At 63.3% G+C, this 14,086-nt stretch carries 13 protein-coding genes and 1 pseudogene; 10 read left to right on the forward strand and 4 right to left on the reverse strand.

Translation table 11 applies throughout. The annotated features are described in order from the left end of the window. The 7 genes from BG842_RS14105 to BG842_RS14135 form a co-directional block, all read left to right on the forward strand. A partial coding sequence (locus tag BG842_RS14105) for a heavy metal translocating P-type ATPase (protein ID WP_139136128.1) occupies window positions 1-1,136 on the forward strand: 1,136 nt, incomplete at its 5' end. Window positions 1,137-1,256: 120 nt separating this feature from the next. Next, window positions 1,257-1,628, forward strand: coding sequence for a transcriptional regulator (locus BG842_RS14110; protein WP_069451226.1), 372 nt, complete (start codon window positions 1,257-1,259; stop codon window positions 1,626-1,628). Continuing rightward, complete coding sequence (locus tag BG842_RS14115) at window positions 1,625-1,897, forward strand: hypothetical protein (RefSeq protein ID WP_007977093.1); 273 nt, start codon at window positions 1,625-1,627, stop codon at window positions 1,895-1,897. Before BG842_RS14110 ends, BG842_RS14115 begins: the two co-directional genes overlap by 4 nt. Before the next feature lie 49 nt (window positions 1,898-1,946). Beyond that, window positions 1,947-4,370, forward strand: a complete 2,424-nt coding sequence (locus BG842_RS14120) for an Eco57I restriction-modification methylase domain-containing protein (RefSeq protein WP_254663174.1) — start codon at window positions 1,947-1,949, stop codon at window positions 4,368-4,370. 118 nt (window positions 4,371-4,488) lie between these two features. Continuing rightward, window positions 4,489-5,499, forward strand: a complete 1,011-nt coding sequence (locus BG842_RS14125) for a cation diffusion facilitator family transporter (RefSeq protein ID WP_069451228.1) — start codon at window positions 4,489-4,491, stop codon at window positions 5,497-5,499. Window positions 5,500-5,934: 435 nt separating this feature from the next. Next, window positions 5,935-7,767: an SLC13 family permease gene (locus BG842_RS14130; RefSeq protein WP_069451229.1), complete on the forward strand. Its 1,833-nt coding sequence runs from the start codon at window positions 5,935-5,937 to the stop codon at window positions 7,765-7,767. 58 nt (window positions 7,768-7,825) lie between these two features. Further along, window positions 7,826-8,959, forward strand: coding sequence for a glutamate-cysteine ligase family protein (locus BG842_RS14135; protein WP_175424161.1), 1,134 nt, complete (start codon window positions 7,826-7,828; stop codon window positions 8,957-8,959). A 10-nt stretch (window positions 8,960-8,969) separates the two neighbouring features. Here the strand turns inward: BG842_RS14135 and BG842_RS14140 are convergent, their stop codons facing one another. Both BG842_RS14140 and BG842_RS14145 read right to left on the reverse strand, forming a co-directional pair. Then, window positions 8,970-9,413 carry a hypothetical protein gene (locus tag BG842_RS14140; protein ID WP_069451230.1) on the reverse strand — a complete coding sequence of 148 codons (444 nt, stop codon included), beginning with the start codon at window positions 9,411-9,413 and terminating at the stop codon, window positions 8,970-8,972. Window positions 9,414-9,500: 87 nt separating this feature from the next. Next, entirely contained in the window at window positions 9,501-9,698 is a 198-nt protein-coding gene (locus tag BG842_RS14145; RefSeq protein WP_018129055.1) for a hypothetical protein, read from the reverse strand. A gap of 164 nt (window positions 9,699-9,862) precedes the next feature. Here BG842_RS14145 and BG842_RS14150 point away from each other — a divergent pair, with 164 nt between their 5' ends. Next, window positions 9,863-10,138, forward strand: coding sequence for a transcriptional regulator (locus tag BG842_RS14150; RefSeq protein ID WP_026177947.1), 276 nt, complete (start codon window positions 9,863-9,865; stop codon window positions 10,136-10,138). Between the two features lie 44 nt (window positions 10,139-10,182). Here the strand turns inward: BG842_RS14150 and BG842_RS14155 are convergent, their stop codons facing one another. Together BG842_RS14155 and BG842_RS14160 are read right to left on the reverse strand one after the other, a co-directional pair. Beyond that, window positions 10,183-10,425, reverse strand: coding sequence for a hypothetical protein (locus BG842_RS14155; RefSeq protein WP_069451231.1), 243 nt, complete (start codon window positions 10,423-10,425; stop codon window positions 10,183-10,185). Between the two features lie 48 nt (window positions 10,426-10,473). Further along, window positions 10,474-11,541: a zinc-dependent alcohol dehydrogenase family protein gene (locus BG842_RS14160; protein WP_069451232.1), complete on the reverse strand. Its 1,068-nt coding sequence runs from the start codon at window positions 11,539-11,541 to the stop codon at window positions 10,474-10,476. Between the two features lie 102 nt (window positions 11,542-11,643). Between BG842_RS14160 and BG842_RS14165 the strand changes: the two genes are divergently transcribed. Then, window positions 11,644-12,756, forward strand: coding sequence for a YihY/virulence factor BrkB family protein (locus tag BG842_RS14165; protein ID WP_254663175.1), 1,113 nt, complete (start codon window positions 11,644-11,646; stop codon window positions 12,754-12,756). Window positions 12,757-12,818: 62 nt separating this feature from the next. Continuing rightward, window positions 12,819-14,083: pseudogene (gene tuf / locus BG842_RS14170) on the forward strand (translation elongation factor EF-1 subunit alpha). The last annotated feature ends 3 nt before the right edge of the window (window positions 14,084-14,086 follow it).

Raw genomic sequence — 14,086 nt, forward strand, 5'->3', positions numbered from 1 at the left:
GCCTCGCCACCCCGACGGCGACGATGGTCGGAACGGCCATCGGAGCGCGTACCGGCGTCCTGTTCAAGGGCGGCGACGTGCTGGAACGGGTGAAGGACGCGGAGACGGTCGTCTTCGACAAGACCGGGACGCTGACCGAGGGCGAGATGCAGTTGACGGACGTGGTGGCGATTGCCGACGAAACCGACCCCGCGATGGCGGACGGCGGGGCGGACGTACTCGGAGCGACAGCGGACGCCGAGACGACGGAAGAACTCGTGCTCTCCGTCGCGGCCAGCGCGGAGCGGGGAAGCGAACACCCGCTGGCGAAGGCCATCGTGGCGGGTGCGGAAGAGCGCGGCGTCGAAATCGAGGACCCGAGTTCCTTCGAGAACGTTCCCGGCCACGGAATCCGGGCGGAGACGAGCCACGGCGAGGTGCTCGTCGGCAACCGGAAACTCCTCCGGGAGGCCGGAATCGACACCGACCCGGCGGAGGAGACGATGGAACGGCTCGAACGCGAGGGGAAGACGGCCATGCTCGTCGCGCTCGACGACCGCCTCCTCGGCGTCGTCGCCAACGCAGACGAGGTGAAGGCGAGCGCGAAGGAAGCCGTCGCGGACCTCCGAAAGCGCGGACTGACCGTGCTCATGCTCACGGGCGACAACGAGCGGACCGCCCGCGCAGTCGCGGAACGGGTCGGCATCGACCCCGAAAACGTTCGCGCAGAGGTGCTCCCCGACGAGAAGGCGGCCGTGGTCGAGGACGTGCAAGCGGGCGGCGAGAACGCGATGATGGTCGGCGACGGCGTGAACGACGCCCCGGCGCTCGCGGCGGCGTTCGTCGGCACCGCCATCGGCAGCGGCACCGACGTCGCCATCGAGGCCGCGGATGTGACGCTGATGCGCGACGACCCGCGCGACGTGGTGAAGGCGATTCGGATTTCGGCGGGAACGCTCTCGAAGATAAAGCAGAACCTCTTCTGGGCGCTCGGCTACAACACCGCCATGATTCCGCTGGCCTCGCTCGGTCTGCTCCAGCCCGCGCTCGCCGCGGGCGCGATGGCGTTCTCCAGCGTGAGCGTCCTGACGAACAGCTTAGCATTCCGACGGTACGTTCCCGACCACGAGTACCGCCTGCTCGGCTTCCTCCGCTGAACAGCGGAAGTCGTGGTGTGTGTCGCCGTACCGTCCTCCGCTTTTTCGATGGTTCTCAGCAGATGCGAACGATGGGGGTAGTCGAACCTATTATGTGCCGAGCAACGAAAGGTCGGGTGAATGGTGCGGGATTTGGCAGACGATGCGCCCGAATTACAGGACGTCCTCGACGCCCTCGACGACCCCGCATGCCGACGAATAATCATGGAATTACGCGACCCGATGACAGCGCGGGAACTCGCCGACGCGACGGACATCCCGCTCTCGACGCTCTACCGAAAGCTCGACATGCTAAGCGAAGCCTCCCTCGTCGACGAACGAACCGAGATTCGGGAGGACGGTCATCACACCTCCCGATACCGAATCACGGTGGAATCGGTGAACATCTCGCTGACGGACGAGAGGGAATTCGACGTGTCGATAGACCGTCCACCGGAGACCACCGACGAACGCCTCGAACGGCTCTGGACGGAGGTGCGAAAGGAAACATGAACGTCACCGTCATCGTCATCACGCTCAAGACGCTCACGCTCGTCCTCGGCGGCGTAATAACGTACTTCGCGTTCAAAGCGTACCGCCGAACCGGCTCACCGGCACTCAGGTCGCTCGCCATCGGGTTCGGCGTCGTCACCCTCGGCGCTCTGCTCGCCGGACTCGCTGACCAAGCGTTCAGCGTGAACCGGGATTTCGTCCTCGTCATCGAAAGCACGCTGACCGCGCTCGGCTTCGCCGCCATCGCCTACTCGCTCTACGCGGAGTAGCCGTCCGACGCGGAGTAAACTTATCCCGGTGGCGGGCGTTGTGAAACTAATGACTCGGCACCGTGGAGCGGCCGCGGGTGCTACGGAATCGGTGGACGAGACCGTCCGGCGCGCCCTCGAACTCGCCACGGACGAATTGCTCGTGACAATCGAACCGACAGCGGCGGGACCGGAACTGGCGTTCGACGCCGCCCTCGTCGGCGTGTTCGACCGCCTCGTCACCGAATTCGCGGCGGCACGCGACCGCGACCGACCGCCGTTTGCGAAGGGGCCGGAACTCCGGGACGAGCGGGTGCGCTTCGACTCGCTGTCGAAGGACGCGAACGAACGATTGCACGCGCTGTTGGACTCGCTGGCGTACGATTCGCTGTCGTTTCGGCGACTCGGTGGCGCGTACGAGCGGTCGCTCGATTACGTACCCGAGATGGAAGACGGCGGAATTCGTCTCACGGGAGACGCGACGCGGCGGGTGTCCGCGGGAGCGTACTACACGCCGAGCGAGGTGGTCGAATACGCGGTTTCGCGGGCGCTCCACGGACGGGAGGACGCCCGGGTCATCGACCCCGCGATGGGGAGCGGAAACTTTCTGACCTGCGCCATCGACCGGTTGGCCGAATCCCGCGACGAGCAGAGCGAACGAGCCCGTCAGTTCGTCGCGGAGAACCGCGTCTTCGGGGTGGACGTGGACCCGCTGGCCGTCGAACTCGCACGGTCGGCCGTGTGGTTCGAAACCGGCGTCTGGCCGGACGATACCCTCGTCGTCGGCGACGCGCTCGCGTCGAACCCGGAGTGGATGGACGCGGCGGGATTCGACGGGGACGGATTCGACGCCGTGGTCGGCAATCCACCCTACGTACGAAGCCGCCATCTCCCGGCGGAGCGAAAAGACGATCTTCGGGAGCGGTACGACACGGTGACCGGGTCGTTCGACCTCTACGTGCCGTTCGTCGAGCGCATGGCGGAACTCGGAGGGCGGGTGTCCTGTATCGTCCCGAACAAGTGGACGACGGCGCGATACGGGCGACCCCTCCGCGACCGACTGCTCGACGAGCACCGATTGGTGGAACTGCTCGACGTGTCGAACGGCACGGTGTTCGCCGACGCGAGCGTCTACCCGCTGGTTCTCACGTTCGACTCCGGCGGCGGCCCGACCGAGGAGATATCGATTCGGCGGGGGGAGTCGAGCAACGGGACGGAGGAAACAGCGGAAACGACGCTCTCCCGGTCGTTCGTGGACGCGCTCGGCGACCGGGTGATTCCGGTGGGTATCGACCCCTCGTTCGGGTCGCTGGCGGAACGACTCGTCCGGGAGTTCGACGAACTCGGAGCGCACGTCGATATGACGGAGGGTATCCACACCGGCAACGTGCGGGAAAAGCTCGTCGTGGACGAACTGGGACCGGACTGCGAACGAGTCGTCGGCGGGGGGGACGTTTCGCGCTACCGATTGGAGTGGGACGGCGACTGGGTTCGGTTCGACCCGTCGCTCATCGGCGACGGCGAGTACGGTGCCCTACGCGACCGGACGGTCTTCGACGGCGAGAAACTGCTCCTCCGGGACATCAGCGACCGTCCCGTGGCGACGTACGACGACGCCGGAACGTACGCGCTGAACACCCTCTTCAGCGTCCGGTCCCGCCCTCGTTCCGACCTGCCGCTACGGTACCTCCTCGCGGTCATCAACGCCACGGTTTCGGCCTGCTGGTTTCAGCAGGTGTACGGCGGCACGCACGTCAGCGGCGGCTATCTCCGATTCAAGCCGATGTTCGCAAATCGGCTGCCGATTCCCGACGGCGAGGGAGAGCGCGACGAACTGGTCGCGCTGACGGAACGGTTAGAGCGGCTTCGAGAGGCGCGGGCGGACATCGAAATCCGCCTTCCCGGAGGCGATGAGGATGAGGAGGATGAGGGTCCAGAAGGAGATGAAGGTCCAGAAGAGGATAAGGGTGAGAAGGACGACGGCCCGCGACTCGGTGACCTCGTTCGGCGGGTCGGCACCGACTCGCCGCTGGCCGAGACGACGACGACGCGGGACGGGCTTCGCGTCGGGGACGTCAGCGTCGAGAGAGGAGTGGACGAACTCGTGTTCTCGGCGACGGCGCGCTATCGCCCCGCGGAAGAGCGGGCCACCGATACGTGGGGGTTCGCGGAGACGGAACCAATTCGAGCGCTCGTGTTCGAGGCCGACGGGCGGGAGGAGTGGCGCGACGTGCTCCCGTGGTACGTTCCGCGTCACGTCGAAAGCGACGGGTTCACCGAGGAGGCACGGAAAACCATCTCGCCGCTCGACCGACTCGAATCGATTCGGCTCCCGTCGCTCGAAACAGCGACGGCGTTCGCGGAGCGGTGTCGGTCCGCGGCACAAGTGGACGCGAAAATCGAGCGGACGGATGCGGCAATCGACCGACTCGTCTATCGAGCCTACGGACTCTCGGCGGACGAAATCGAACTGGTCGAGCGACTCGTGAAGTGAGGTCCCGGGGCAACGGACGGGCGTTGTGAACACAGACCCATTCAGTTGCTAGAGACTGCTATTCTACCCCGGAACACTGACAGGGGAATTAATACCCGAGAAGCGGTTTCGTTCCCACATGAGCGACCACTCGCACGGTCACGACCATGACCACGATGGCCACCATCACGACAGCAACGGCCACGGCGGTCACGGCCACGACCACGACGGTCACGGTCACGGCGGCCACGGGGGGTCGGGGAACCGGCGAGCGTTGAAAATCGCGCTCGTCATCAATACCGCGTTCTTCGTGGTGGAAATCGTCGGGGCGCTGTACGCCAACTCGCTCACGCTCCTCGCAGACGCCGGGCACATGCTCACGGACTCGGCGAGCATCGTCCTCGCGCTCTTCGCGGCGTGGATTGCCACGCTCGATGCGGACTCGAAGCGCACCTACGGCTATCAACGCGCCGAGATTCTCGCCGCGCTGGCGAACGGCGTCTTCCTCGTCATCATCGTCGTCTACGTCGCCTACGAGGCCGTCATGCGGTTCCAGAACCCGCAGGACGTGAAGGCGCTTCCCACAATCGTCATCGGTGTCGTAGGACTCGGCGCGAACCTCGCCGGGGCGTACGTCCTCCACGGCGGCCGGGACAGCCTCAACGTCGAGGGCGTCTACCTCCACCTGCTGACCGACGCCGCCGGAAGCCTCGCCGCCATCGCGCTGGGCGTCGGGTTGTACGTCTCCGACCTCTACGTCCTCGACCCGATATTCAGCCTCGTCATCGCCGCGCTCGTCCTGTACTCCGCGAAAGACCTCCTCATCGAGAGCGTCAACATCCTCCTGCAGGGCACGCCGTCCAGCGTGGACGTGGACGACATCACCGGGACGCTTTCCGACCTCGACGGAGCAATCGACGTCCACGACGTGCACGTCTGGGCGCTCACCAACCGCAGTTTGGCCTGTAGCGCCCACGTCGTCGTCGCGGACGACGCGGACCGCGACGCAGTTCTCGACGCCGCCCGCCACGCCCTCAACGAACGCCACGACATCGGTCACGCGACCATCCAAGTCGAGTCCGAGAGCGGCGACTGTGAAACCGCCGACTTCGACTGCTATCCGGCGAACGGCGGCCACGTCGCCGATTGAAGGGAAATAAGCGGCGAAGCAGAGAAAGCGGTTCGATGGAGAGGTGCGGTGCGGTTCGATAAGGACGTGTGCGGTGCGGTGGACATAGAAACCGATTTTCGAACCGCTCGGACGAGAGTGGAGGAGGAGAATACAGTGTAAGATGGTAGAAATAAGTATGAAATAGTAGAATATAGTATGAAATAGTATTCTCTGATAGTATTCAGTGAAAAATAGAACGCTCAAGTAGTCACGAAGTCACGCCGGTAGGGTCGCGGTGGTGAAAACCACGAGCGCGGCGAGACCGACGAAGGCGGCGGTGGCGAACCCGAATATCGAAAGTAGCGCCGTGAAATAATTCACACGAAGGTGTCTTAAATTCCTTTTAAATAATCTTTATTGAATTTTCATAAGTTATCACCAATCTTTTTGAGGCGAAAATCCGTACACGGGGATATGATGCAGACCGGGTTGGCGACTGTGACGACGGACATGCTCGTGGTGTTCGCCATCGTCCTCATCGCGCTGGTGTTCTTCGCGACGGAGTTGCTTCCCGTGGACGTGACCGCGATTCTGATAATGGTCACGCTGATGGTGCTCGAACCGTGGACGGGAATCAGCACGACTGAGGGGATTTCCGGATTCGCAAACGAGGCGACCATCACCGTGCTGGCGATGCTCATCCTCAGCGCGGGCGTCAGCCAAACGGGGGTCGTCCAGTTGCTCGGTAGTCGGCTGGCCGACTTCGCGGGAAGCGACCTCAAAAAGCAGCTGTTCGCCACCATCGGCGTCGCCGGACCCGCGTCCGGGTTCGTGAACAACACGCCCGTCGTGGCGATTCTGGTGCCCGTCATCACCGACCTCGCACACGAGGGGAAGACCTCGCCGTCGAAACTGCTCATCCCGCTCTCCTACGCCTCGATGCTCGGCGGGATGCTCACGCTCATCGGCACCTCGACCAACATCCTCGCCAGCAACGTGACGGGGCGACTCGCCGAGACGACCGGGAACGCCAGACTCCATCCCTTCTCGATGTTCGAGTTTACTGGACTCGGATTCATCGTCCTCGTGGTCGGCGGACTCTACCTGTTGTTCGTCGGCCACCGACTCCTACCCGAACGCGTCCCGCCGGAGGAAGACTACATCGAGGAGTACGAGATGGAAAACTACCTCACGGAAGTCGAAGTGGCCGAGGGGTCGCCGTTCGTCGGCCAAACGGTCGAGGACGCCATCGACGAGGCCGTCTTCGACGCCGAAATCATCCAGTTAGTTCGGGACGACGAGACGTTCATCGAACACATCGGTCAGCGGACGATACGCGCCGGTGACGTGCTCACGCTCCGAATCGACAAGCAGACGCTAAGTACGCTGACGACGCTCGAACATCTGACGCTCGCGGGGACGCCGACGGAGGCGGAAATCGACCCCGGCGAGGAACAGACGCTCGTCGAAGTCGTCATACCCTCCGGGTCCTCGCTCGTCGGCGAGACGCTTTCGAGTTCGACGTTTCGAGAGCGCTTCGACGCCGCGGTCCTCGCCTTCCGGAGCCGCGGCGAAGTCATCCACGAGCGTCTCGACCGGGTGACGATTCGGGTCGGCGACACGCTCCTCGTGCAGGCGTCGGCCGACAGCATCGACCGACTGGCGGCGAATCGGGATTTCATCGTGGCCCACCAAGTGAGCGACCCGGACTACCGAACCGAGAAGATTCCGGCGGCGCTCGCCATCATCGTCGGGGTCGTCTCGCTCGCCGCGCTCGGGACTTTCCCCATCCTCGTCACGGCGCTCGGCGGCGTGGTGGCGATGGTCGCCACCGGCGTCCTGAAACCCGGCGAGTTGTACGAATCGGTCGAGTGGAACGTCATCTTCCTGCTGGCGGGCGTCATTCCGCTCGGCGTCGCCCTCGAAAACTCCGGCGGCGCGGAACTGCTCGGCGGCCTCGTCGCGGCCAGCGCGAACTACCTCCCGGTCGTGGCCGTCCTCTGGATATTCTACATCGCCACGGGCCTCATCACGGAAGTCATCAGCAACAACGCCAGCGTCGTCCTGATGATTCCCGTGGCCGTCGAGGCGGCGACCCGAATCGACGCCAACCCGTTCGCGTTCGTCCTCGCAGTGACGTTCGCCGCTTCGACATCGTTTCTCGGACCGGTTGGCTACCAGACCAATCTGTTCGTTTACGGACCGGGCGGATACAAGTTCACGGATTACTTCCGTATCGGCGCGCCGCTCCAACTACTCCTGTCGGTTGTGACTGTGGCAGGAATCGTGGCGTTCTGGGGGCTCTGACATGAAATAATTCTCGTAACTTATTAGAATGTAAGCGGCGTACTATAACCATCGTTCGATGACGTTCGGAGGTTCGGACTGCTGTTTCGACGGTCTTCCGTCATCGACCGGGGGGAGATGGATGAAAATAGGATTGGAATCGGAGTATTGGGTTATCGACGAATCGGGAGAATTGGCAACCGAAACGGACGACCTCGTGGCAGTGAGCGACTACGTCGTCCCGGAGTTCGTCGCGCCACTGATAGAAGTTCAAACGCCGCCCGTATCGAGTATTGCGGAACTACGGCGCGAGTTCGGGTCGGTTCTCGAAGCCGTGCGCGACAAAGCGGACGAACAGGGATTGGCACTCGTTCCGCTCGGGACGCCGTTGGCCCGCGAATCGCTCGACATCACGAGCGAGCGTGGACGACTGTTGGAACGAATGTACGGCGACGACATGGAGTACGCGATGAACTGCGCGGGGACACACGTTCACTTCGACAAGACGGACACGGTGCGACAGTTGAACCTGCTGACGGCGCTCGACCCCGCACTCGCGTTGGTCTGCTCCTCGCCGTATTACAACGGGAGCAAGTTGGCCTGTTCGTCGCGCGCGGCGGTGTATCGGTACGAATCGCATTCGACGTTCGCTCGCTACCGCGACTTGTGGGATTACGTCGAGAGCGAGGAGCAGTGGGAAGCGAGAATCGACGAGCAGTACAACGTCCTCCAAATCATCGCACGAGAGCGCGGCATCGACATCGGGACGTTCACCGACCACTTCCAGCGGGAGGACGCAGTACTGACGCCGGTTCGACTCCGCCATCGTTCGCCCACGGTCGAATGGCGTGCGCCGGACACCGCGCTGCCGACCGAAATCGTTCGTCTCGTGGGAGAAGTGGCGGAACTCATGGAACAGACGACGTACAAGGACGTCGTCGTGGGGGAAACCGGGATTCGGTCGAAGAAGATAGGCGTCCCACCGTTCCCGGAACTGCGCGGACTCAGCACCGCGGCCATTAGCGAGGGGGTCGGGTCGCTTCGCGTTCAGGAGTACCTGACGACGATGGGGTTCGACGTGACGCGTTACTATCCGATTTCGGAGCAGATAGAAGCGAGATGGACGCTGCCACACGAGGAGGCCCTTCGTCTCAGGCGCGAGTTCGCGGATGCCCTGTGGGAGGACATCGACGAGATGAACGGAACCGCGTGACAGCGCCGATTTAGTTTTTGTTCGGGCGGAATCCGGAGAGGACGTCGAGCCACGAGATGAAGATGAACGCCCCGATGACGGCGGCCATCGTGCCGCCGAACAGGGTCGCCATCCGTTCCGTGATGTGTTCGCGTTCGGAGATGGAGAGCGCGTACACCTGCTCGCCCTCGATGACGAACGAGTGGTCTTCGAGTGACCCCGGCGGGTCGTCCGATAGTTGATACGAACCCTGTAGCTTGGCACGGCCGAAAGCGACCCGCGCATCGCTCGATAGGCTCCCGTATTTGACCGACGACGAGCGCACGCCGGGTTCGTTCTTCTCCACCTGCTCCAGCGAGAGCGTGTAGGTCGTCGTGTTTTGCGGCGGCTGGAGGAGCGCGTAGCCGGTGAGGACGAGCCCGGCCAAGAGCATGAGCGTCGCGAGTGCCTGAATCAGAAAGCTGTCGAACCGCATACGATGTTGGTTGTGGTGTAGCGGGAGAGGTAAATGGTTTCCATCGAACGTGGGGAGAAAGAAAACGGGACGGTTGGTCGGAATCGGTTATCGACGGGACGGAAGGACGTCTCGAACCGGATACAGGTCTTCACGGATGCCTGCGCCGTCACAGTCGTCGTTCGGACACTGGTAGTGCCACCCGTCGTCCGTCGCGGCGTCGGCATCGAAACGCTCCCCACACACCTGGCAGAACAGTCGGTCGAGGTCCCCCGACCGCGTCCTGCTTGCAAGTTCAGGCTGCATACGCGTATATTCGCAGTCATCAATGAAAGAACCTACGCTTTTCCGGTGACATGTGTGAGATTCCCTATCGTTGGGAGAACTTCCTACCGTCGGGTGACATGCATGATACCGGGTTACCGTGCAGTTAGCGAGCGGTTTAGTGGCTGGCACCCATGGAACCGTGTATGGAGAAGCAGACCCTGACCTGCCTATGTGAGCTACCGCCGAGCGCGAAGCTCGTGTTCAAAGTGTTGGAGTACAGCGGCGCCCACACGCAGAAGGAAATCGTGAAGCGGTCACGACTTTCGGCGCGGACGGTCAGGAGCGCACTGGAGAACCTGACGGAAATCGGTGCCGTCACCGAGGAAGTGTACATCCCCGACGCCCGACAGCGGCTCTACCGACTGGACGATACAGGCGACTGGGAGCAAGTGAACTGCTTGAACGAAGTGCCGGTGTAGGACCGGAACGAAGCGGTACGGAACCGAGCCCGAGCGAATTCCTTCTACGCGGACGTATCGACACGCTTCGGCCAGCGCAGCGACCCGCCAGCCAACAGCCAGAGGCCGGTGCCGAGGAGCGACAGCGGCGCGACGACCAACAGCAACCACCCGCCGAGACCGGCGTCCGCCGTCAGCGCTCCGGCGATGAGAACGAACGCGACGAGCGGCGTCGCCAGCAGGAGGAGGGCGATGAGGAGGACGCACCGAAGGGAAAGGCCCTCCGCGGATTCAGTTGTGGGAGACATACTGGAGATGTGTCGTCAAATTTATATTTATTCCGGAGGGTTTTCGAGCTACGACAACGCGGAGAACTCGACGACCTCGATGCCGGACGTTTCGAAGTCGTTCATGGCGGCGAGGCGGTCGGGAACCTCGGCCAGAGAAACGGTGTTCGTCACGAGTTTACCGGGCGAGAGCGTGTCCCGTTCCAGCATGCGAAGCAGTTCGTCGTAGCGGGACGGCGGCATCCCGCGCGACCCCAAAAACGTGATTTCGCGCATCGTCATCGCGTCCGTCGGGAGGGAGACCTCGCCGCGTTCCGCGTCCGTCGTCAACCCGAGTTGGACGTGTTGACCGCGCGGGCGGAGGCAGTCGATGGAATTCCGACACGTTTCGGCGATGCCGAGCGCGTCGATGGAGACGTCGGCCCCGCCGAGTCGCGCCTGAATCGTCGTCGGAACGTCGGTCTCGGCGTCGGCGAGCACCGTCTCGTCCGCGCCGAGGTCTCGCGCGCGGTCAAGTTTGTCGGCGTCCAAGTCCACCGCGAGGACGTTCGCGCCGAGCGCGTCGGCGACGTGAACCGCCGAGAGGCCGACGCCGCCACACCCGTGAACCGCGACCCAATCCCCCGGCGTTAGGTCGGCGCGGTGGGCGAGCGCGTGGTACGCCGTGACGAACCGACAGCCCAACCCGGCCATCTCGACCGGCGAGACGGATTCGGGGAGGTGCACCGCGTTGTAGTCGGCGGACGGAACGTGAACCCGTTCCGCGAACGCGCCGGGCGCGGCCTCCTCGAAGCCGAGGGCGATGCCGTTTTCACAGACGTTGCCGTGGCCGTTCTGGCAGTACCCGCAGTAGCCTCGGCCGAGATTGAACGGGACCGCGATTCGGTCCCCCTCGCCGATGTCCCGGACCTGCTCGCCGACCGCGACGACCCGTCCGGCGGGTTCGTGGCCGAGGATTTGCCCGATTGGAACTTGGTCGTCGGCCCATTCGCCGTGGCCCTGCCACGCGTGCCAGTCGCTTCGACAGATGCCACAGGCTTCGGTTTCGATGACGACGCCGTGCGGGTCGGGGGTCGGTTCCGGCACCTCCTCGATGGAAAGCGGTTCGCCGTACTCGCGCAACACAGCGGCTTTCATACCCGAGGGTTGGCCCTCGTCGGCTTAAAACGGCGGGAGGGGGCAAACGGGAGGACGCGAATCACGGTTGGAACTTTTAGGGTCGCTCACCGTATATCGGATATGAACCCTCGACTCCGGCGCGTCGTCTCTTTAGGGCGGGACATCGTGCGGGAAGTGCACGAGGAGAACATCAAATTCATGGCGGGGAGCATCGCCTACCACTCCTTCGTCTCCCTGCTTCCCGTGCTTCTGTTGTTGACGCTCATCGTCTCCGCGGTCGGGAGCGAAACCCTCGCGAGACGGTTGATACAGGACATCGGGTCCTACCTCCCGGCGAGCGCCAACATCTTCCTGCAAAACGCGATTTCGGGGGCACCGTCGCCGGGCGACTCGCTCGTCGTCGTCGTGGTGCTCCTCTGGGGCACGTTTCGAATCTTTCGGGCACTCGACGCGGCGTTCGCGGACATCTACGACGTCGAGCGAAAGACCTCGTTCAGGGACGAACTGGAGGACGGCGTGGTCGTCCTCGTGGCGCTCGTCCTCGTCGTCGTCACCATCGGCGTGACCAGCGCGACGATTTCGACGCCACAGCGGTTGCCGTTCGACGAGTATCTGGCCGAGGGGGTGTCGATACTCGTCCTCGGCATCGCGTTCCTCCCGATGTACTACGTGTTTCCGAACATCGACGTCGAAATCGGAGAAATCCTCCCCGGCGTCGCCATCGCGGCTGTGGGATGGCAGGTCCTCCACTCGGTGTTTCACATGTACGCGCAAGTCTCGGCGTACAACACCAGCCTGTACGGAACCGTCGGAAAGATCCTCCTCGTCATCGTCTGGCTCTACGTCGGTAGCATCGTCATCCTGTTCGGCGCGGCGGTCAACGCGGTCCTCGCCGGACGGACGGGAGACGCCGCCGAAAGCGACCGCGAACGCGACTCGACGGAAGTGAAACCGACCGAGAGGAAGGGGACGGTGGGGGACGAGAGAGTGGAGAGCGGCGCGGTTGCGAGCGAGGCGGGAACGAACAAATCGGGAGCGAACGGTATGAGGGGGGATGAAACAGTAGTGAACGAGGGAGAAGCAGTGGCGAACGGAGGAATCGAGAACGAGCAGGAGTTCCGCGAAGTGTTACACCGGCTTACCAGACAGGCGCGTGAGGACGGCCTTTCGACGAACGAGATTCAACGGGAGCTACGGCGGGAAATGACGAAGACGAGGCGCAGCGGGGAGTAGGGAACCGGCACAACTGTTTTGCTCATTCGTCACGATACGTACTCGATACGGGGGAAAGGGGTATGCCAGACAAACCACATCAGAACCTAGCGATCATCGGTCACGTCGACCACGGAAAATCCACCTTAGTCGGACGACTCCTCTTCGAGACGGGGAGCGTCCCGGAACACGTCATCGAACAGCACAAACAGGAAGCCGAAGAGAAGGGGAAGGGCGGCTTCGAGTTCGCCTACGTAATGGACAACCTCGCCGAGGAGCGCGAACGCGGCGTCACCATCGACATCGCCCATCAGGAGTTCGACACCGACGAGTACTACTTCACTATCGTCGATACGCCGGGCCACCGCGACTTCGTGAAGAACATGATTACGGGCGCGAGTCAGGCGGACAACGCCGTCCTCGTCGTCGCGGCGGACGACGGCGTTCAGCCACAGACGCAAGAACACGTCTTCCTCGCGCGCACCTTGGGCATCAACGAACTCATCGTCGCGGTAAACAAGATGGACGCCGCGAATTACAGCGAGGACCGCTACCGCGAGGTCGTAGACGAGGTAAAGGGGCTGTTGAATCAGGTCCGATTCGACACCGAGGACGCTTCGTTCATCCCGATTTCGGCGCTCGCGGGGACAACATCGTGGACCACAGTGACGAGATGTCGTGGTACGACGGGGAAACCGTCCTCGAAGCGCTCAACGACCTGCCGATGCCGGAGCCGCCGACCGACGCGCCGCTTCGGTTGCCGATTCAGGACGTGTACACGATTTCGGGCATCGGAACCGTCCCGGTCGGACGCGTCGAGACGGGCATGTTGAACATCGGCGACTCGGTGTCCTTCCAACCGAGCGACGTGACCGGTGAGGTCAAAACCATCGAGATGCACCACGAGGAGGTCCCGGAAGCGGGACCGGGGGATAACGTCGGATTCAACGTCCGCGGAGTCGGCAAAAACGACATCCGGCGCGGGGACGTCGCGGGTCCGGCGGACGACCCACCGAAGGTGGCGGACACCTTCACGGCCCAAATCGTCGTGATGCAACACCCGTCGGTCATCACCGCGGGCTACACGCCGGTTTTCCACGCGCACACCGCACAGGACGCCTGCACCATCGAGTCCATCGACCAGAAGATAGACCCGGCCAGCGGCGAAGTCGTCGAGGAGAATCCCGACTACATCCAGAGCGGCGACGCCGCCGTCGTCACCGTCAGACCGCAGAAACCGCTGTCCATCGAACCGTCGTCGGAGATTCCCGAACTCGGCAGTTTCGCGGTGCGTGACATGGGCCAGACCATCGCGGCGGGGCGGGTGCTGGAAGTGAACGAGAAGTAGCGG

The organism is Haladaptatus sp. W1 (assembly GCF_001723155.1).
Taxonomy (GTDB): Archaea; Halobacteriota; Halobacteria; order Halobacteriales; family Haladaptataceae; genus Haladaptatus; species Haladaptatus paucihalophilus.